This window comes from Klebsiella sp. GW_Kp182 (assembly GCF_040062275.1).
Classification (GTDB): domain Bacteria; phylum Pseudomonadota; class Gammaproteobacteria; order Enterobacterales; family Enterobacteriaceae; genus Klebsiella; species Klebsiella michiganensis.
Window position 1 is genome coordinate 109,291 of sequence record NZ_JBEAFQ010000010.1, and the last position, 16,611, is coordinate 125,901.

The following is a 16,611-nucleotide window of genomic DNA, read 5'->3' on the forward strand; positions in this document are numbered from 1 at the left end:
TATATCGATTCCCTGTGTCTTAATGAATCCCATCAGTTCGATGTACTAATGAAAGTTAGAAATTTTCCGGGCAGTTCTCATTACCAGGCGCTATCGTTGATATCCCCTCTTTTGAGTCCATACGTTTAATCTTATACGTTTACTATCAATACAATCATGTATAACGGAGTCAGTATGACCTCGAGAATTATGGGCCTGGTTAAATGGTTTAACGAAGACAAAGGTTTTGGCTTCATCTCTCCTCTTGATGGCAGCAAAGATATCTTTGTCCATTTGTCTGCACTTAATGGCGACAACTTTAAAACTTTATTTGAAGGTCAGAAAGTTGAATTCGCCATTCACCGCGGAGACAAGGGTCCTGCTGCTGCAAATGTAACACTTTGCGATAAATAAATCATTGTGGGCCTGCGATAACGATGAAGGATTATTCCTGAGTAGACAGATCCATAACTTAAATCAGATGAAAGTCGTTTATTCTTAATATCTGATCAGCATATTTTTCAAAATTATGAGTATGCTAAGCGATGTGATGAAGTGCAGTACTACTGCATAAAAAGTCTAAAAGCACAAGCTAACCACATGTTAAATAAGAAGTGCGTAATGGCTTTGACCTTAATGGCATCTGCCAGTTAATATCCACGAGAGAACAGGGTAATAGAATATGATTAAAGTCCTTGTTTTCTTTAATGCTGAATCCTGTAAAGTCATGACCGTTCTGGAAGGTATATCCTCTATCAGGCAGGAATATCCAAACGGTGAAGAAACACATCTTCGGATTATGTCTGCAGGTTTTCCTTCCTTAACTGGCGATCATGGTATTGTTTACGTGGCTACTGACAGGGAGTTAACGTCACAGGAGATACTTGATGCGGCCAGGAAATATTTATAGAATTTTTGTCATGCTCTCTGCTCCACGTTTAATTGCATGCTTACCCTATTTATCAGAATCGAACAAAAAATGAGTTAAAAGCATTTATGGCCTGCTAACAGCAGGCTTTTTTTTTACATTACACTTTTTTAGAAACGTCTCTATAAAGAGAGAGTAATTCGCTACCCTCTGACAAAATGCAGGTGTCTCCCCCCTGCGTGCCATCTTGCCATTTGTGAAAACCTTGCTAAGTGGCGGCGCTGTCTCTCCTCATTTTAAATCTCATCAGGTGTGACTGAAGCAATAAGTTATGAGGGTATAAAAAGGCTCTCCGGATGACTCCTGGCATCATAGTTTTAAGTACCTTCAAAAATGCATGGACATTTCGTAGGAGTTGTAATTTAGTTCTTGCACATTCTTCTTAATTTTGTCTTGCGATAAGAGATTTATATAAGTAGTCTAAACCTCGTTAATAACAATATGTACCAATCGGATTAAAATGCTCAGTAAGAAAAATCGGATTGATGAGCAACCGTCGACATTGGTATTTGCTGAACAACGAAAAAACTTTATAAGGTCTCTTTATGTCAGATGCTCTTACACAGTTAAACAATATCCGTACCTTACGTTCTCAGACTCGTGAAATGTCATTAGATGTACTGGAAGATGTTCTGGAAAAGTTTAAAATTATTCTTATAGAACGACGAGAAGAAGAGACATTACGTCTTGCAAATGAAAGTCAGCGCCGCGATAAACTGGAAACACTTCGTCAGATGATGCTTGATGAGGGTATCGACCCCTCCGAACTTTTAGCTGCTATTGGCTCTCCGGGTAAGGCTAAAAGGACGCGCTCCCCCCGCCCCGCGAAGTATCGATATACTGACGAAACTGGAGAGTCAAAAACATGGTCAGGTCAGGGGCGAATGCCGAAGCGGATCTCAAATCTGATTGCTGAAGGTGGAGAATTAAAAGATTTCGAAATCAGCTAAAAAAGAGCCGGGCATACCCGGCTCTTTTTACGGATAGCCCACAACCATCCTTAGAGGATCGTCGAGAAGCATCTGGTTCGTAACCGGCTTCAACAAGGTGTTTCATGAAGAGATTATGTTGCGCTATAAACTGGGTAAAGAAGGTATTAATGGTGACATTACGCAGTTGTAATGCAGCCAACACCACAGTTTTTCCTCTCATAGCATAATGCGGACGGGGTTAGTAGGCTGGAGGTCTTTAGTGAACGGCAAGCGGACGCCCTCGTAGATTAAACAGGCGTCCGATATCTTGAAGTGGACAGATTACCTAACCCGCTTTCCCGTTTCGTCAATGACCTTCTCGCCATCCTCTTTGGTAAACGCTCCTTTCTGACCTTCCGGAAGAATATCCAGCACTATTTCCGAAGGGCGGCAAAGACGAGTACCGAGCGGCGTAACGACTACCGGCCGATTAATCAGGATTGGATCTTGAAGCATGAAATCAATCAACTGCTCATCACTAAATTTCTCTTCATCAAGACCCAGGCGTTCATAAGGTTCAGCGTTTTTACGCAGCAAGGCGCGCACTGTAATCCCCATATCTGAAATAAGTTTAATAAGCTCATCACGGGTCGGGGGAGTATCGAGATAATAAATTATTGTCGGTTCGTTGCCGCTGTTGCGGATCATCTCCAGCGTGTTACGTGAGGTGCCACAGGCCGGGTTGTGATAGATGGTAATATTGCTCATATCAATATCTCGCTACAAGGTGACAGAGAGCCGCCACGCCAGCACAGCCAGAGTGACGAAAAGCACGGGCAGGGTCATGATTATGCCGGTGCGGAAGTAATATCCCCAGGTGATGGTCATGTTTTTCTGTGCCAGCACATGTAGCCACAGCAGGGTTGCCAGACTGCCAATCGGAGTGATTTTCGGGCCTAAATCGCAGCCAATCACGTTGGCATAAATCATTGCCTCTTTGACGACGCCTGTCGCCGTACTTCCGTCAATCGACAGCGCACCAATCAGCACCGTCGGCATGTTATTCATTACCGACGACAGGAACGCGGTCAGGAAGCCGGTGCCGAACGTTGCTGCCCATAACCCCTTTTCTGCCAGCAGGTTTAGCACGTCAGACAGAGACTCCGTGAGCCCTGCATTGCGCAGGCCATAGACCACCAGGTACATGCCCAGTGAAAAAATAACTATCTGCCATGGTGCATCGCGCAGGACTTTTCCTGTGTTGATGGCGTGACCTCTTTTCGCCACTATGAACAGTACTGCTGCGCCAGTAGCGGCTATCGCACTTATCGGGATCCCAAGAGGTTCCAGAACAAAGAAACCGACAAGCAGCAAAAACAGGACAATCCAGCCCGCCCTGAACGTTGCCGGATCCTTTATCACACTGGCAGGCGTCTTCAGCAGCGAAACGTCATACGTCACCGGAATATCCCTGCGGAAGAAGAGATGCAGCATGACCAGCGTGGCCGTAATCGCGGCCACATCTACGGGGATCATCACGGAGGCATACTGCGTAAAGCCCAGACCGAAAAAGTCCGCCGAGACGATATTCACCAGGTTAGAAACAATGAGCGGCAGGCTGGCCGTATCTGCAATAAATCCTGCGGCCATGACAAAGGCCAGTGTCGTGCCCTGACTGAATCCCAGTGCGAGCAGCATCGCAATTACGATCGGCGTCAGGATCAGTGCGGCTCCGTCATTGGCAAACAGTGTAGCAACAGCAGCCCCAAGCAAGACTATCCAGCTAAACAAAAGGCGGCCACGTCCGTTACCCCAGCGGGAGACGTGCAGTGCGGCCCATTCAAAGAAGCCGGACTCATCGAGCAGCAGGCTGATGATGATGACCGCAATAAATGCCGCTGTCGCGTTCCAGACGATATTCCAGACAACGGGAATATCAGCGATATGGATGACTCCAGTTACCAGCGCCAGCACAGCCCCGATACTCGCACTCCAGCCAATACTCAGGCCTCCGGGTTGCCAGATCACCAGTATCAACGTCAGTAAAAATATACTCCCCGCCAAAAGCATCTCAGACTCCGTTATATATGATTATGTGAATTTGTTTTCTTTTCTCAGCAGGAGGTGCAGGCTGATTTATCCAGCCATTTACACAAATCCTCCCGCATACACTGCCAGGACGTCGTGATTGTCTCAGCTGCCCATGCCGGTATGTGGGGTGACAGACGATAGTGGATCCATTTGCCTTCACGACGGTCCAGAACCAGCCCGGCCTCACGAAGGATAGCCATATGTCGCGAGACTTTGGGTTGTGATTCGGAAATGGCTGCGCAGATATCACAAACGCACAGTTCTCCTGACTCCCGGAGAATCATGACGATGGCGAGCCGAGTTTCATCCGACAGGATTTTGAAAAGCTGAACAGGTTGTAGCATTTATCACTCCATTCCCTTTAGAATATACATATGTTAAATCATATATATTGACTTTGAAATCATCTGTTCTCTCCGAAGGAGAAAAATGGAACAATTTCCTGCCCTGAACACCGAATGCTTTGATCTACACATCGCTGAACGCCTGCACCTGCAGGAGCCGCCACGGATTCTAATCCTGTATGGCTCAGTAAGAGAGCGTTCGTACAGCCGCTTTGCCGCGGAAGAAGCTGGTCGCCTGCTGACGGCGATGGGCGCGGAGGTAAAACTCTTTTAACCCCTCCGGTTTACCCCTGCCGGATGATGCTCCGGACACGCATCCTAAAGTCACCGAGCTACGCGGTCTGGTCAGATGGTGTGACGGGATGGTGTGGAGTTCTCCGGAACGGCACGGGGCTATGAGCGCAGTTATGAAGGCGCAGATCGACTGGATACCCTTAAGTGAAGGCGCGGTTCGTCCTTCACAGGGCAAAACACTTGCAGTGATGCAGGTCTGCGGTGGTTCGCAGTCCTTTAATGCGGTGAACCAAATGCGCATTCTGGGCCGATGGATGAGGATGTTCACTATCCCCAACCAGTCATCCATTGCTAAGGCATGGCAAGAGTTCGACGAAAACGGCCGAATGAAACCTTCGTCATGGTATGACCGTATCGTCGATCTAGCCGAGGAGCTGTTTAAAATCACTGTGCTGCTTAAGGGACAAACTGGTTATCTTGCAGATCGTTACAGCGAGAGAAAAGAGAGCTATCAGGAGCTTTCATCCCGTGTCAATCAGGACAAAATTTAACGTATGTTTTTCATGAATCCATTCTGCATGAGATTAATAACATCCGCTATGGCATAAAGGAGATATCCCATCCTGTGTCAGAATATGAAAAACTACCTTAAGGTGAGCTAGTAACTCTGTTTATGACGTGGCGCTTGCGCGTCATGATGCGAAACTAATTTTGATGTTTAATGAAATCCTGGTTGCACCCAAGCTAAGCGCTTCATGCTAAATTTTAGGCGAAGGAATAACAGACGTCCTGTCCATTGCGTGTTATAACCGAGGTTGAAAACCGGCACACTGGCGCTTGAGAGGCATCGCATGAAATTTCAAATCACAAGAGCAATTGGCCTCAGTAAGTTCTCTCCACGTTGGGTTAAGGTTATCTGCTTACGGTTAATTAAAAATGATATTGAACGCTCTCTCAACGTTCTTCTGGTCAAAATCGATGAATCTGAACTCTCTACGGAGCAACTCAAAGCGTTTAAGGAATGCGTTGAAAGAATTAACCTGGCACGGGGTAAGGGGATGCAGGCGTGAGCACTTTTAATTAAGCATTTTTCTATGTTGCATTGGTGATGATGACTTTTATCCAAAAAATTTCGCAGGCGAATAGTAGTCTAAGCGTTTGATAAAAGGTAAGCCCAAACCGTATATGCGCGGCGCGTTTGCTGCGCAAGTATCGCTGACAGGCCGGCACCAGCGGAGCTCTCGAAAGCCACATATGAGCCAATGAAGGCTAATGGGAGCACAGAGGGATGAAACTGTCCGCTATGAGCGAGGAGCGGCCATAAGGCGTTTCAAATCGAGAAAGGTGAGTTACATTAATGCTTAACGATTAGCTGTACACAGCCTAAATCATTTAAAAGGGTGAAAATTAAAATAATCATGAGCAGACGGCTTAACAGAGATCATCGAACCAAAGTCAGAAATATTCCACGCCGCTTGAAAGCTCTTAACCGTTGGGCTGGTACATTTCATAACCCTCAACGAAGCGTGTTTTCAAAGGATGAGCATTACTGGAATTTCAAAATCCCGGTAGAGATTAACCTTGTTCAGGGAAAGTACAGCACACTTAAAACCAAAGCAGATTGCGCGCAAGCCATGATTAATGCTTGTTCAAATCTTATAACAGCAACTGCTGGTATGAATTACAGCCCCCGGATTACTGCGGTTATATGCCTTCCGGATATGTTTACAAGCGAAATCTGTCTCTATCGATCAGAAGACTATTACCAAAGCTTTATTACTGAAGACCGTTCTGAAAATGGTGCCTCCGCTTTGATTAAAGAGCGCAGTCTAGCTGCTGAGTGGGGGCTCATTCTTCCAATTAATGTGCAGGAACTGGGTATTACGCTCGAATACTATGGGAGTGAGGATCGTGATGAATGGTTCACCGGAGAGCGTTGGTATTATGGACAGCTCATGTGATAGTGCTGTTTTCTATGTTTACTTGAACGTCCGCTCTTGGCACGAAGCGGATCTCGTTTAGTCCTGGGCTACACAAGGTCCTTTGTATATTAATCTAAAATTCAAAATAATTTCAGATAGATATCATCTCTGTGAATCCCCGCCTTCCTGACTGGAACGCGGTTTTTTTATTTTTCACGCTGAGGCTACTGTATGAATAAACCTGACTGCCTTCAGGCCCTTGAACAACCGCTCGCGTCGCTTCCGTTCACACTTCGCCAGCTTATTCTTGAACGTATCCAGAACCTGACCCATTACGAGCCGGTGATTGGCATCATGGGCAAAAGTGGTGCTGGTAAATCCTCTCTCTGCAACGAACTTTTCCGGGGCGAGGTATCCCCGGTGAGTGACGTGAACGCCTGTACTCGCGACGTATTGCGCTTCCGACTACGCAGTGGTAGTCACAGTCTGGTAATTGTCGATTTACCGGGTGTAGGTGAAAACGGGCGGTGGGATCATGAGTACCGAGCCTTGTACCGTCGTATGCTGCCGGAGCTGGACCTGGTGCTGTGGGTCATTAAGGCCGACGATCGGGCACTGACCGTGGACGAGCAGTTCTGGCACGGCGTGATGCAACCTTACAGGCAAAAGGTACTGTTTGTGATTAACCAGGCCGACAAAATCGAACCCTGTCATGAATGGGATACCCCCACCAGTAAACCTTCACCGCACCAACAGGGAAATCTTAAAGCGAAGCAGGCTGCGATTATGGCGATGTTTAAACCGCATCATCCGGTCTGTGTAGTGTCCGCCAGCACTGGATGGGGCATTGAGGAGATGGTGGCAAACATGATGCGCTGTCTGCCTGACCGCGCCACCAGCCCGGTGGTGACACAACTGCACGGGAGACTCTGCACAGAGCCGGTAAAGTCGCAGGCCCGTGACAGTTTCGGTGACGCTGTGAGCCGGATTTTCGATACGGCTGAGTTATCGTCGTTCCTGTCTGCGCCACTGAAAACGGTGATTCGTACTGTGCGTGATGCGGTGGTGACCGTTGCCCGTGCCGTCTGGGACTGGATTTTCTTCTGATATCGCAATTTTCTCTGCGAATGATGAACTGGTTGTTAATGATGTGTTGATTGTGGACATGTCCTTTCCACTGCGTTTTATCATCAATTAAATCAGGCGAAGCATCATTACCTGTCAGACGAGCACTCACAAGCCCTGACCGCTCATAAAAAATAGTTCCGATGTTGTCCATACCCTGTCCACCCCTTCCTTTAAAGTAATCATTATTAATTCAGAGAGTTAACTTCTCAGGAGAAATCTTTCATGACGCTTCAGGAACGGCGACATGACCGACTTGCCGTCAGGTTGTCGTTGATTATCAGCCGTCTGGTGTCCGGTGAAACTCTGTTTATCCGCAAACTGGCAACTGAATTCGGGGTGTCAGAGCGCACGTTACGTCGTGACTTTCGGGAACGTTTGATGTATCTCGATCTGGATTATTACCAGGGACAGTGCAGTCTGCGCTCGGATATTCACAGTACGCGGCAGGAAATAGATATTCTGACCTTTGCTCACCGCACAGGGCTGGCCGGGGTTTTCCCGGGTTTTGACCGGCGACTGGTCAGCAGTCTGCTGGACTGTGATGATCGACCCTGTCTGGTATGGCATCAGGACAGACCTCATCCCCCGGCAGGAAAGCTCTGCTTCTACAGGCTGGTCAGAGCTATTTCGGGATGTCAGCGCATCACCGTTCTGACTGAAGGGGAGCGTCATGAGGCCGTTGCACCTTACCGGCTAATCGCTCTGGACGGTTACTGGTATCTGGTCGCTGAACATAACAGGCAATTACGTGTCTTCCGACTGGATGAGATTCGTCTGGTAAGGCCATCGCGGGAAACATTTATTCGCAGTGAGCTTCTCTATCAACTGTCGGAGGATAAGCATTTTATCTCTGCCTTACCCCATTTCCGTTTTATTCAGCAGTCGCTGAATTCAATTTCTCCCTCAGAAAGTCGGGGGCAATCCGGACAAACTGATTAGAGATGGGCTCCATAATTAAATGTAAGGTTAATGTAATGAAAAAATTGAACTTATTGTCTTTACTGCCAGTCATGTTGTTCCCCTTACTTATCGCAGGTAATGCTCACGCAGCACGTCCTTATAGCGGGTTCCTGCCTGCGGCAGTGAATAATAAGAGTGGGAATATATTCTGGTGTGATGCCCACCGACAGGTCAGAAAACTGTGTACAGCGACGGAAGTGGATTCAATGGGATGGTTTATTGTTGTTCGCTCGAAACCTTCCAGAGATTGTCCGGGTGGCATTTGGGGGTGGATCACTCCCAGTAAAGACGATGTGGCAACAGGGTATACCATTACGCCAGGTAAAGAATTCAATCTCACCATGAAGGATATGTGCAGTCCCGATATGAAAGTAACGTTCCGCCCGAATAAAAAGGACCCTCGTTATGACGATCTCGTCGGGATTTATGCCGGGAAAGAAGCGTTTCGCTACAAACAAATAAAATAATCCCACTGTTTTTTCGTTACTTTATTGTTTTAAATAACAAAAGCTTTATTACATGATTTGAGGACAACATTATGCGACTGCCTTATGTAATAGTTACATTAGCTATGCTGGCTTCTGTATCAACAGCACAGGCTATTCCCAATATGTGGACGAGTGGTTTTGGGATGGGCGTGACCGAATATAACATTACCAGCCCGGATAAGGTGGTGTTTAATCTGAACTGTACTGGCAATCCGGATGCGCAGAATATTCTGCAACACGGCGTTAATCTCACCCTGCCTGATGGAACATCAGTAAGTTCTCATGACGACGGGACGGAAATAACGGTCGTCATGGATAACAGTCAGTTCCCATTACCTTCATCCCTCGGCTGGAGGAATGGCGATAATGCCTGGGTGTCATTTATTGACGCACTGGGGCAGGCAGCAAATTTCGATGTTTATGTCAGCGATAAAAAAGTAGGCACTTTCAGTCCGGGTCTGAAGAATACGCAAAAAGAGCTGTCTGACCTCAGTGAGTGCCGGACCACACACTACAGCGATTAGTTACTTACATTTCAGACCTCTCCACCCCACAACATACCAACACCAGATAGCAACAGGCCATGCTCCTTCGGGAACATGGCCTTTTTGTTTTTAATTCATTATCAGATAAGGAGTTAGCCATGCGATTAGCCAGCCGCTTTGGTCGTATAAATCAGATACGCCGTGACCGGCCTCTGACCCACGAAGAGCTGATGAGTCATGTACCCAGCGTGTTCGGGAGTGACAAGCATGAATCTCGTTCAGACAGGTACACCTACATCCCGACCATCACCATCCTCGAAAACCTGCAGCGTGAAGGCTTTGAGCCGTTCTTTGCCTGCCAGACAAAGGTTCGCGACCAGAGCAAGCGGGAACACACCAAACATATGCTTCGCCTGCGTCGTGCCGGTCAACTGACCGGACATCAGGTGCCGGAAATCATTCTGCTTAACAGCCATGACGGCTCATCAAGCTACCAGATGCTGCCGGGACTGTTTCGTGGCGTCTGTACTAATGGTCTGGTCTGCGGTCAGTCATTCGGCGAAGTGCGGGTACCACATAAAGGGAATGTCGTTGAGAAGGTGATTGAAGGGGCTTACGAAGTGCTCGGTGTGTTTGACCGGGTGGAGGAGAAGCGCGATGCAATGCAGTTACTGGCACTGCCAGAACCAGCCCGTAACGCCCTGGCGAATGCTGCGCTGAAGTATCGCTTTGGTGAAGACCACCAGCCGGTCACGGTATCGCAGTTGCTTACCCCACGTCGTCGGGAGGACTACAGCGATGACCTGTGGACCGTATACCAGCGCGTGCAGGAGAACCTGATGAAAGGGGGATTGTCAGGGCGAACCGCTCAGGGGAAAAGCAGCCGCACCCGTGCTGTTACCGGTATTGATGGCGATGTGAAGCTCAATCGCGCCCTGTGGGTTATGGCAGAAAACATGCTCGATTTTTTCGGGCGTTAAACAACCGTTCCGGCATAAGGAGATAGTTTAATGAATACACAAAATCATCAGTTCGCGGAGCTTACCGCAATTACTGCCTCAGTGGTCCCTGACGAGTTACGCATCGGCTTCTGGCCACAGCAATTTGGCACCATCCCGCAATGGATAACCCTTGAACCCCAAATCTTTGCCTGGATGGACCGGCTTTGTACCGATTATCACGGCGGTATCTGGAATTTTTTGACGCTCAGTAACGGTGGCGCTTTTATGGCCCCTGAGTCAGAGCAAGATGAGAAGTGGACATTGTTCAACAGTATGAACGGCAACGGCGCGGAATTTACTGGCGAAGCTGCAGGGATTGTCACCTGCCTGATGGCATACAGCCACCATGCCTGTCGTACCGAGTGTGACGCGATGACTGAGCACTATTATCGCTTACGTGACTTCGCGCTGAACCATCCAGAGTGCAGCGCCATTATGCATCTCATCGACTGAGGAGAACCGAGCATGAGTACCGCATTATCCCCGATGTCATCGCAGCCCGAACTCTTTCCGCTAACGGTTATGGCTCAGCAGGGCTGCCTGCTTCCTGCTACATCCGGATTGACACCCTATGCCCAACGCACCATCCGCCGCGCTATCAACCTGCTGAATAAATATCTGCGCCAGCCCGGTATGGCTTTCACCTCAAGTTCAGCTGCTCGTGACTGGCTTCGGTTACAGCTGGCGGGACAAGAACGGGAAGTGTTCATGGTGCTCTATCTCGATAATCAACACCGTTTACTGGAGAGTGAAACGCTATTTGCCGGTTCGGTTAACCATGTCCAGGTCCATCCCCGTGAGGTGGTGAAGTCAGCGCTTCGCTTCAATGCTGCTGCTGTTGTGCTGGCGCATAACCATCCATCTGGTGATCCGGAGCCCAGCCAATGTGACCGCAACATTACGGGCAGGCTTAAAGAAGCGCTGGCACTAGTTGATGTGAACACTCTCGATCATCTGGTTATCGGTTCAGATGGAATTGTGTCGTTTGCAGAGCGAGGCTGGATGTGAGGGCACTTCAATGAAATCTACTGACTCAGAGAACGATTCATTTCTCAAGTGGGGTCTGAATCGTAATGTGACACCTTGCTTTGGCGCTCGTCTGGTACAGGAGGGAAACCGGCTGCACTATCTGGCTGACCGGGCCAGTATCACCGGTAAGTTCATCGAAGCAGAATGTCTTAAGCTGGATGTGGCATTCCCGCATTTTATCAGCCAGATGGAATCGATGCTGACTACTGGTGAAATGAATCCTCGCCATGCCCACCGCGTCACCCTGTACCACAATGGTTTCACCTGCGAAGCCGATACCCTTGGCAGTTGCGGCTACGTATACATCGCCGTTTACTCCACCCATCGTTAACTACTTTCACAAGAGCAAATATGAAAACTCTACCTGCAACAAATCCGCAGGCGGCGAAGCTATGTCTGTCGCCCGTGGCTGTCTGGCAAATGCTGCTTGCACGCCTGCTGGAACAACATTATGGCCTGACACTCAACGACACGCCATTCAGTGATGAAACGGTAATTCAGGAACATATCGATGCCGGTATATCTTTGGCCGATGCTGTTAATTTTCTGGTGGAAAAGTACGGGCTGGTTCGTATTGATCGCAGGGGATTCGACTGGCAAGAACAGTCCCCATATCTGCGGGCAGTCGATATTCTGCGGGCGCGACAGGCAACAGGTTTATTGAAAGCGCGGCACGGTGAACATTGGGAATAGCCTTCCTGATTCACACTGCAGCTTTCCTTACTTATTCAATTTACTCATTCCAAAAAGCACCTGCCGATGCTGGTTGGTGCTTTTACTTATATGGACGAAATATCATGCAAATTGAAGCTGTAATTTTAACTAGGCACATTATCGCAAGCACAATCCGGGAATGCTGGGCCGTCGTTGTTGATGGTTTTGACGCATACTACGAACAAGCTTATGATCCAGCATAATTTCTTTTCCTCATGAAGGGACTGGTATGGGCAACAGAATGTGGATGATCCGCGGTGACGGCGGCAAGCTCTATGACGATTTTCGCGATAAGCAAATTGTAGGCATCGGTTGGTCTCAGCTGGCTCCATTAGTCAAACCCGGCCTATCCCGAGCCCAGTTACTCGCCTTATACCAGGAGGCTGATCCCTTAACAAAGCTCGGAACAGCCCGTTCTGGCGCATCGCAGGTCTGGCGTTTTGTGAATGAGATCCAAAAGGGTGATTGGGTTATTACCTATTCGCCAGCCAACCGTACTTATTTGCTAGGCAAAGTTACTTCAGACTTCCAGTATCATCCTGAATGGGTGGAAGAGGGGATGGGTATCGCTCGGCAGGTTAAATGGAATACTCAAGAAATCGACCGCGATAGACTGTCTGTTGTTACCAAAAACACATTGGGTTCTACGCTGACGGTTTTCCAGCTTCCAGAATATGCGCTAGAAGAGCTTTTGCAGGATAAGAAACCCACTACAGATGTAATTACTCAGAATCCAATTGCGATGGATGAAGATGAGGTTGTTTCTGATCCGCTTCGCGATATGGAAATGCTGGCGTTTGAGGGTATCAAAGATCGTATCAACTCTCTTGACTGGGATGAGATGCAAAATCTTGTTGCCGGAGTTTTACGCAGTATGGGCTATAAAACGCAGGTCTCACCTGCGGGAGCTGATCGGGGTAAAGACATCATTGCTTCACCTGATGGGTTCGGTTTTGAAAATCCGCGTATCATCGTTGAAGTAAAGCACCGCAGGGAACAGATGGGAAGCCAACAGATACGCAGCTTTATCGGCGGTCGCCATAAAGACGATCGCGGGCTTTATGTCAGTACAGGGGGTTTTACGAAAGATGCTCGATATGAAGCCGACCGTTCGACAATACCACTGACGCTCTGGACACTTGATGATCTCGTCCGTGCGCTTATTGAGAACTACGAACAAGTTGATATCGAGACTAAACTTTTGGTGCCTCTGAAGAAAACGTTCCTGCCTGCCTGAGTCTTGCTTCAACAGCCATATCAGTGTTCTACTGGTATGGCTTTATACCCACTCGCGATGTCTATTTTTTGTACGGATTTTAACTTGTGGGTACAAGTGCGGGTATAACTATTTATTCCTGTTTATAAATAATATTGATATCAGTCTATTAGGTGTGAAATTCGAGTCCGGCCTTCGCACCAAATCCCCCAATCAGACCACTAAAATACTTTTTTGTATCTGCATTTCATCATTTGAAAACCTCCTGTTGAGGCATCTGTTCTTCTGGCCCCGATGCGGCTAGCACAGCATGCTCCCCACTTTCCACCCGCGCTTCATCCTCACACCACCTTTCAAACAGCCTGGCGAATCTGGCGCTTTGCCAGGTTTCTCCAACCTGGCTAAAGATAAAGCCAGTGACCACAATAGCGGAAATAAAGTAAAACAGTGAAAATGCGATAGCTGAATTTACAGCCCCGCTGGCCAGTAACGATTGTATTGTTGTCCACCAGGCGCAGGCAAAAATGACGATTGAAATTAGCCAGAAACCTCCACTAACGATGTGAAATTTTTTTATTTTTTCAGCATCGACAGAAAAATGATTTTCTTCACAACGATATAAGGATGGGTTTTTAAGGAAACTCATTAATCGTACATCATATGAGCCGATATTTTTATCAGCGATAAACGCGATCAGCTGATGGGCGTGCCAGACAGGAAGAGTAATCCCGATCTGCTCATATAAAAATTTCATTTGTACCGTCTGATGCGTCCTCGAGAGTTTAGTGTCGGGTATCTCAGCGTTCGCTATCTCAGCGATTTTATTCAGCACCTCTATTTTTGTTTCAATAGGTACCTTTTCGAAGCGGATTTTTCGCTTTGCTGGCGGGCTGGACATCACTTTTCCCGCCCAGTCGATGATCTTTTTAGCCACATATAAAATCGCGGGTAGCAAAACCAGCTTTGCAATATCTATCTCGTTAATGGCTCCCATCGTTATTCCTTTATAAAATGAATACACAATGAATTTACAACACTGAATTTATTTTATGTAGCCCTCATTATTATGAGGGCTTCGATATGGCTAATTCCTGGGCTGGCTCCTGGTCTGACTTAATGCCAACCGCCCAATACGACCCCTGCCCGGAGGCCGTTATACTTAAATACTGAAGCCAATCTCCACCGATGCTGCACTGCGTTCCCCCTCGCCATGGTAAACCGCTTCGATATTGTTACCATCGGGATCGAGTACAAAGGCCGCGTAGTACCCCGGGTGATAAGTTCGCTCACCGGGTGCGCCGTTATCACAGCCGCCGTGTGCCAGCGCCGCCTGGTAAAAAGCATCCACCGTCTCACGATCCCTGGCCTGGAAAGCCAGATGATGGCGTCCTGTCGGCTTACCTGCGGAACCGGGGCTATTCATCGATGAAACAACAAGCTCATCAGCCCAAAAATAATCGTCGTAGGTATTCACGACAGGGATCTCAAGGACCGCCAGCACGGCTGTATAAAACGCTTTGCTGGCCTCGAAATCATTTACCACAAGCTGGATATGGTCGATAAGCCTGCCGCGATGTAATCGGTAAGTCTCCATGATGGTTTCCTCATTCAGTCGTATTAACAGGTATTTATCCGTTATCTAAAAGGAGCGTTGTACGGATTTGATGGATGAGTACAGGCCCGGGATGACGATGAATCTCAGTCAATAGAGCATGACATTAAAATCCTGTCTGTCACCGCAATCCTGACCCCTCAACCCCGTCCCCCAATCACCCCGATAAACTCTCTGACCTGCTTCTGCTTCCTGGCCGACAGCTTCTCCACCCTGCGCATCGCGGCTTCCAGCTCCGGTTCCGGCTCAACCGCCGTCAGCACAATACAGCCCTCCATCACCCGTACCTCCACCTGGGTGCCGGTCGAAAACCCTGCCGCCGCCAGCCACTCGCCCTTCATGATCAGCGCCGGAACAAGACGACGATCTGGCAAACGTCTCACATAACTCACCGTCAACTGACGCTTATTTTTCGGCGACACTTCTGGATCAAACGAATCTACAATACAATCAGCACTAGTCATGGTTGCTATTCTCGCGAAATAGTAATTGTGATCAGCGGTGCGGGTGTGCGCCAACACATTCGCACCGCGCTAAATAACACCTGTAAACCTAACCAGTAATAAAAATAAAGTCCAGACTTTAATCGGACATAATAAACGTCTTTAACCGCAAATTAAGAATTAACAGAATGCGTGATGCTATTAATTAGCGCCTGTGGAAAATGCCTTTCCTGATATTGCTGAAATAACCGCAAAGCAGATTCAAAAAACAAAAGCGAGATAATGCGCGCAACAGGATGCCTATGCCCAATTATGGGCACCCCATCTCTTTAGCCAGCGTCCCCTTCCGGGACTTCAGGCGGCGGGCGATACTTGTCGGCAGGGTGGACCAGAACGAGAGCGCCGGATGAGTCCGCTGCTCAATCTCCTCCACCGTCACTTGATAATCACAAAAACTGGCGCTTTTGGGCGTTGCCTGATCCAGCAAAAACGCCGCGTATTCGCCTTTATCCGGACTGGAGCCGATAAAAATAATCTTCCAGTAGCCGCTGGGAAGCTCCACCTCGGGCGCGGCGGGCAGGGTAGCGATATGCCGTTCGAACAGCGGCCCGGTAACGGACCACACCGCCGCCACGTCGCGGCGCTCGGCGAGGGCGCGCTCCTTATCCTCCAGCCGCGCCCACGCCCCCTGATTCAGGTCGGAGGCCTGCGGGGTGATATTGGAAAGATAGTTTAACGCCTGCCAGTCTGCGCTGGCGCCGAGCCCGGCGAGAGGCGCCTGATGCCCGCGATCGACCGCCAATGCTGCGCTGGCCCCTTTGTATGCCGCGGGGGCAAGGGTATCCGCACCGGGTAAATCCGGATCGCGCTTCCAGCTGCGCGCACGCCCGCTGGCCAGGCTGGCTTTGGTGATTTTATACGCCACCCAATTAGCGAATTTGCGCTGGCTGTTGTTATTGAGCGTATAGGCTTCGCGAACCAGCGTCTGCGCGCTTCCGCCGGTCGGGCAGCCCACTTCACAATGATCCACGCCGGATGATGCGGCAGCGCACGCGACGGCAAAAAATAGCGACGGCAGTACGCTGAATACTCGGGATAGCTTCATATTATTGATGACGTCAAAGAA

At 48.6% G+C, this 16,611-nt stretch carries 22 protein-coding genes and 1 pseudogene; 16 read left to right on the plus strand and 7 right to left on the minus strand.

The features are described 5' to 3' along the window. Window positions 1–174: 174 nt before the first annotated feature. The 3 genes from ABLU88_RS12370 to ABLU88_RS12380 all read left to right on the plus strand — a co-directional run bounded on the left by ABLU88_RS12370 (window position 175) and on the right by ABLU88_RS12380 (window position 1,857). Entirely contained in the window at window positions 175–393 is a 219-nt protein-coding gene (locus ABLU88_RS12370; protein ID WP_012543040.1) for a cold-shock protein, read from the plus strand. A 268-nt stretch (window positions 394–661) separates the two neighbouring features. Then, the gene (locus ABLU88_RS12375) at window positions 662–889 is read left to right on the plus strand and encodes a hypothetical protein (protein ID WP_010434226.1); all 228 of its coding nucleotides are present in this window, start codon (window positions 662–664) and stop codon (window positions 887–889) included. A gap of 563 nt (window positions 890–1,452) precedes the next feature. Further along, window positions 1,453–1,857 (plus strand): H-NS family nucleoid-associated regulatory protein, encoded by a 405-nt coding sequence (locus tag ABLU88_RS12380; protein WP_024274587.1) that lies wholly within the window; start codon window positions 1,453–1,455, stop codon window positions 1,855–1,857. 303 nt (window positions 1,858–2,160) lie between these two features. On the opposite strand, the gene arsC is transcribed toward ABLU88_RS12380, so the two are convergent. From arsC to ABLU88_RS12395, 3 genes are read right to left on the minus strand one after another with little or no spacing between them, the layout of a single operon-like run. Further along, complete coding sequence (gene arsC, locus ABLU88_RS12385; protein ID WP_024274588.1) at window positions 2,161–2,586, minus strand: glutaredoxin-dependent arsenate reductase; 426 nt, start codon at window positions 2,584–2,586, stop codon at window positions 2,161–2,163. Between the two features lie 12 nt (window positions 2,587–2,598). Then, a complete protein-coding gene (locus ABLU88_RS12390) occupies window positions 2,599–3,888 on the minus strand; it encodes an arsenic transporter (RefSeq protein ID WP_024274589.1) in 1,290 nt (429 codons plus the stop codon). Between the two features lie 44 nt (window positions 3,889–3,932). Next, a complete protein-coding gene (locus ABLU88_RS12395) occupies window positions 3,933–4,253 on the minus strand; it encodes a metalloregulator ArsR/SmtB family transcription factor (protein WP_032938043.1) in 321 nt (106 codons plus the stop codon). Window positions 4,254–4,338: 85 nt separating this feature from the next. Between ABLU88_RS12395 and arsH the strand changes: the two are divergent. From arsH to ABLU88_RS12460, 13 genes and pseudogenes are all read left to right on the plus strand, one after another. Beyond that, window positions 4,339–5,038, plus strand: a pseudogene (gene arsH, locus ABLU88_RS12400) (arsenical resistance protein ArsH). Window positions 5,039–5,338: 300 nt separating this feature from the next. Then, entirely contained in the window at window positions 5,339–5,557 is a 219-nt protein-coding gene (locus ABLU88_RS12405) for a hypothetical protein (RefSeq protein ID WP_023329307.1), read from the plus strand. Between the two features lie 348 nt (window positions 5,558–5,905). Beyond that, window positions 5,906–6,448, plus strand: coding sequence for a DUF3916 domain-containing protein (locus ABLU88_RS12410; RefSeq protein ID WP_348836638.1), 543 nt, complete (start codon window positions 5,906–5,908; stop codon window positions 6,446–6,448). Window positions 6,449–6,640: 192 nt separating this feature from the next. Beyond that, window positions 6,641–7,516, plus strand: coding sequence for a GTPase family protein (locus ABLU88_RS12415; protein ID WP_348836639.1), 876 nt, complete (start codon window positions 6,641–6,643; stop codon window positions 7,514–7,516). A gap of 243 nt (window positions 7,517–7,759) precedes the next feature. Then, the gene (locus ABLU88_RS12420; RefSeq protein WP_348836640.1) at window positions 7,760–8,476 is read left to right on the plus strand and encodes a WYL domain-containing protein; all 717 of its coding nucleotides are present in this window, start codon (window positions 7,760–7,762) and stop codon (window positions 8,474–8,476) included. A 35-nt stretch (window positions 8,477–8,511) separates the two neighbouring features. After that, window positions 8,512–8,964: a hypothetical protein gene (locus tag ABLU88_RS12425; protein ID WP_032728828.1), complete on the plus strand. Its 453-nt coding sequence runs from the start codon at window positions 8,512–8,514 to the stop codon at window positions 8,962–8,964. 71 nt (window positions 8,965–9,035) lie between these two features. Continuing rightward, window positions 9,036–9,509: a hypothetical protein gene (locus ABLU88_RS12430; RefSeq protein ID WP_317356268.1), complete on the plus strand. Its 474-nt coding sequence runs from the start codon at window positions 9,036–9,038 to the stop codon at window positions 9,507–9,509. A 119-nt stretch (window positions 9,510–9,628) separates the two neighbouring features. Further along, window positions 9,629–10,450, plus strand: coding sequence for a DUF932 domain-containing protein (locus ABLU88_RS12435; protein ID WP_071257415.1), 822 nt, complete (start codon window positions 9,629–9,631; stop codon window positions 10,448–10,450). A 30-nt stretch (window positions 10,451–10,480) separates the two neighbouring features. After that, complete coding sequence (locus ABLU88_RS12440; protein ID WP_182245860.1) at window positions 10,481–10,924, plus strand: antirestriction protein; 444 nt, start codon at window positions 10,481–10,483, stop codon at window positions 10,922–10,924. Between the two features lie 12 nt (window positions 10,925–10,936). Beyond that, window positions 10,937–11,479, plus strand: a complete 543-nt coding sequence (radC, locus tag ABLU88_RS12445; protein WP_348836643.1) for a DNA repair protein RadC — start codon at window positions 10,937–10,939, stop codon at window positions 11,477–11,479. 10 nt (window positions 11,480–11,489) lie between these two features. Then, window positions 11,490–11,831 (plus strand): type IV toxin-antitoxin system YeeU family antitoxin, encoded by a 342-nt coding sequence (locus tag ABLU88_RS12450; protein WP_348836644.1) that lies wholly within the window; start codon window positions 11,490–11,492, stop codon window positions 11,829–11,831. 20 nt (window positions 11,832–11,851) lie between these two features. Continuing rightward, the gene (locus ABLU88_RS12455; protein WP_021530985.1) at window positions 11,852–12,193 is read left to right on the plus strand and encodes a TA system toxin CbtA family protein; all 342 of its coding nucleotides are present in this window, start codon (window positions 11,852–11,854) and stop codon (window positions 12,191–12,193) included. 250 nt (window positions 12,194–12,443) lie between these two features. Further along, window positions 12,444–13,451, plus strand: a complete 1,008-nt coding sequence (locus ABLU88_RS12460) for a restriction endonuclease (RefSeq protein ID WP_232719030.1) — start codon at window positions 12,444–12,446, stop codon at window positions 13,449–13,451. Between the two features lie 229 nt (window positions 13,452–13,680). Here the strand turns inward: ABLU88_RS12460 and ABLU88_RS12465 are convergent, their stop codons facing one another. The 4 genes from ABLU88_RS12465 to ABLU88_RS12480 all read right to left on the minus strand — a co-directional run bounded on the left by ABLU88_RS12465 (window position 13,681) and on the right by ABLU88_RS12480 (window position 16,590). Continuing rightward, on the minus strand, window positions 13,681–14,424 hold the full coding sequence (locus ABLU88_RS12465; RefSeq protein ID WP_064406598.1) for a hypothetical protein: 744 nt from the start codon (window positions 14,422–14,424) through the stop codon (window positions 13,681–13,683). A 165-nt stretch (window positions 14,425–14,589) separates the two neighbouring features. Continuing rightward, window positions 14,590–15,024 (minus strand): VOC family protein, encoded by a 435-nt coding sequence (locus ABLU88_RS12470; RefSeq protein ID WP_348836646.1) that lies wholly within the window; start codon window positions 15,022–15,024, stop codon window positions 14,590–14,592. Window positions 15,025–15,182: 158 nt separating this feature from the next. Then, window positions 15,183–15,506, minus strand: a complete 324-nt coding sequence (gene symE, locus ABLU88_RS12475; RefSeq protein ID WP_186006381.1) for an endoribonuclease SymE — start codon at window positions 15,504–15,506, stop codon at window positions 15,183–15,185. Between the two features lie 289 nt (window positions 15,507–15,795). After that, window positions 15,796–16,590 (minus strand): DNA/RNA non-specific endonuclease, encoded by a 795-nt coding sequence (locus ABLU88_RS12480; protein WP_348836647.1) that lies wholly within the window; start codon window positions 16,588–16,590, stop codon window positions 15,796–15,798. Window positions 16,591–16,611: the final 21 nt, after the last annotated feature.

Coding starts and splice junctions, on each gene's coding strand:
- ABLU88_RS12370 (WP_012543040.1), top strand. CDS start 175: ATGACCTCGAGAATTATGGGCCTGGTTAAATGGTTTAACGAAGACAAA.
- ABLU88_RS12375 (WP_010434226.1), top strand. CDS start 662: ATGATTAAAGTCCTTGTTTTCTTTAATGCTGAATCCTGTAAAGTCATG.
- ABLU88_RS12380 (WP_024274587.1), top strand. CDS start 1,453: ATGTCAGATGCTCTTACACAGTTAAACAATATCCGTACCTTACGTTCT.
- arsC (WP_024274588.1), bottom strand. CDS start 2,586: ATGAGCAATATTACCATCTATCACAACCCGGCCTGTGGCACCTCACGT.
- ABLU88_RS12390 (WP_024274589.1), bottom strand. CDS start 3,888: ATGCTTTTGGCGGGGAGTATATTTTTACTGACGTTGATACTGGTGATC.
- ABLU88_RS12395 (WP_032938043.1), bottom strand. CDS start 4,253: ATGCTACAACCTGTTCAGCTTTTCAAAATCCTGTCGGATGAAACTCGG.
- ABLU88_RS12405 (WP_023329307.1), top strand. CDS start 5,339: ATGAAATTTCAAATCACAAGAGCAATTGGCCTCAGTAAGTTCTCTCCA.
- ABLU88_RS12410 (WP_348836638.1), top strand. CDS start 5,906: ATGAGCAGACGGCTTAACAGAGATCATCGAACCAAAGTCAGAAATATT.
- ABLU88_RS12415 (WP_348836639.1), top strand. CDS start 6,641: ATGAATAAACCTGACTGCCTTCAGGCCCTTGAACAACCGCTCGCGTCG.
- ABLU88_RS12420 (WP_348836640.1), top strand. CDS start 7,760: ATGACGCTTCAGGAACGGCGACATGACCGACTTGCCGTCAGGTTGTCG.
- ABLU88_RS12425 (WP_032728828.1), top strand. CDS start 8,512: ATGAAAAAATTGAACTTATTGTCTTTACTGCCAGTCATGTTGTTCCCC.
- ABLU88_RS12430 (WP_317356268.1), top strand. CDS start 9,036: ATGCGACTGCCTTATGTAATAGTTACATTAGCTATGCTGGCTTCTGTA.
- ABLU88_RS12435 (WP_071257415.1), top strand. CDS start 9,629: ATGCGATTAGCCAGCCGCTTTGGTCGTATAAATCAGATACGCCGTGAC.
- ABLU88_RS12440 (WP_182245860.1), top strand. CDS start 10,481: ATGAATACACAAAATCATCAGTTCGCGGAGCTTACCGCAATTACTGCC.
- radC (WP_348836643.1), top strand. CDS start 10,937: ATGAGTACCGCATTATCCCCGATGTCATCGCAGCCCGAACTCTTTCCG.
- ABLU88_RS12450 (WP_348836644.1), top strand. CDS start 11,490: ATGAAATCTACTGACTCAGAGAACGATTCATTTCTCAAGTGGGGTCTG.
- ABLU88_RS12455 (WP_021530985.1), top strand. CDS start 11,852: ATGAAAACTCTACCTGCAACAAATCCGCAGGCGGCGAAGCTATGTCTG.
- ABLU88_RS12460 (WP_232719030.1), top strand. CDS start 12,444: ATGGGCAACAGAATGTGGATGATCCGCGGTGACGGCGGCAAGCTCTAT.
- ABLU88_RS12465 (WP_064406598.1), bottom strand. CDS start 14,424: ATGGGAGCCATTAACGAGATAGATATTGCAAAGCTGGTTTTGCTACCC.
- ABLU88_RS12470 (WP_348836646.1), bottom strand. CDS start 15,024: ATGGAGACTTACCGATTACATCGCGGCAGGCTTATCGACCATATCCAG.
- symE (WP_186006381.1), bottom strand. CDS start 15,506: ATGACTAGTGCTGATTGTATTGTAGATTCGTTTGATCCAGAAGTGTCG.
- ABLU88_RS12480 (WP_348836647.1), bottom strand. CDS start 16,590: ATGAAGCTATCCCGAGTATTCAGCGTACTGCCGTCGCTATTTTTTGCC.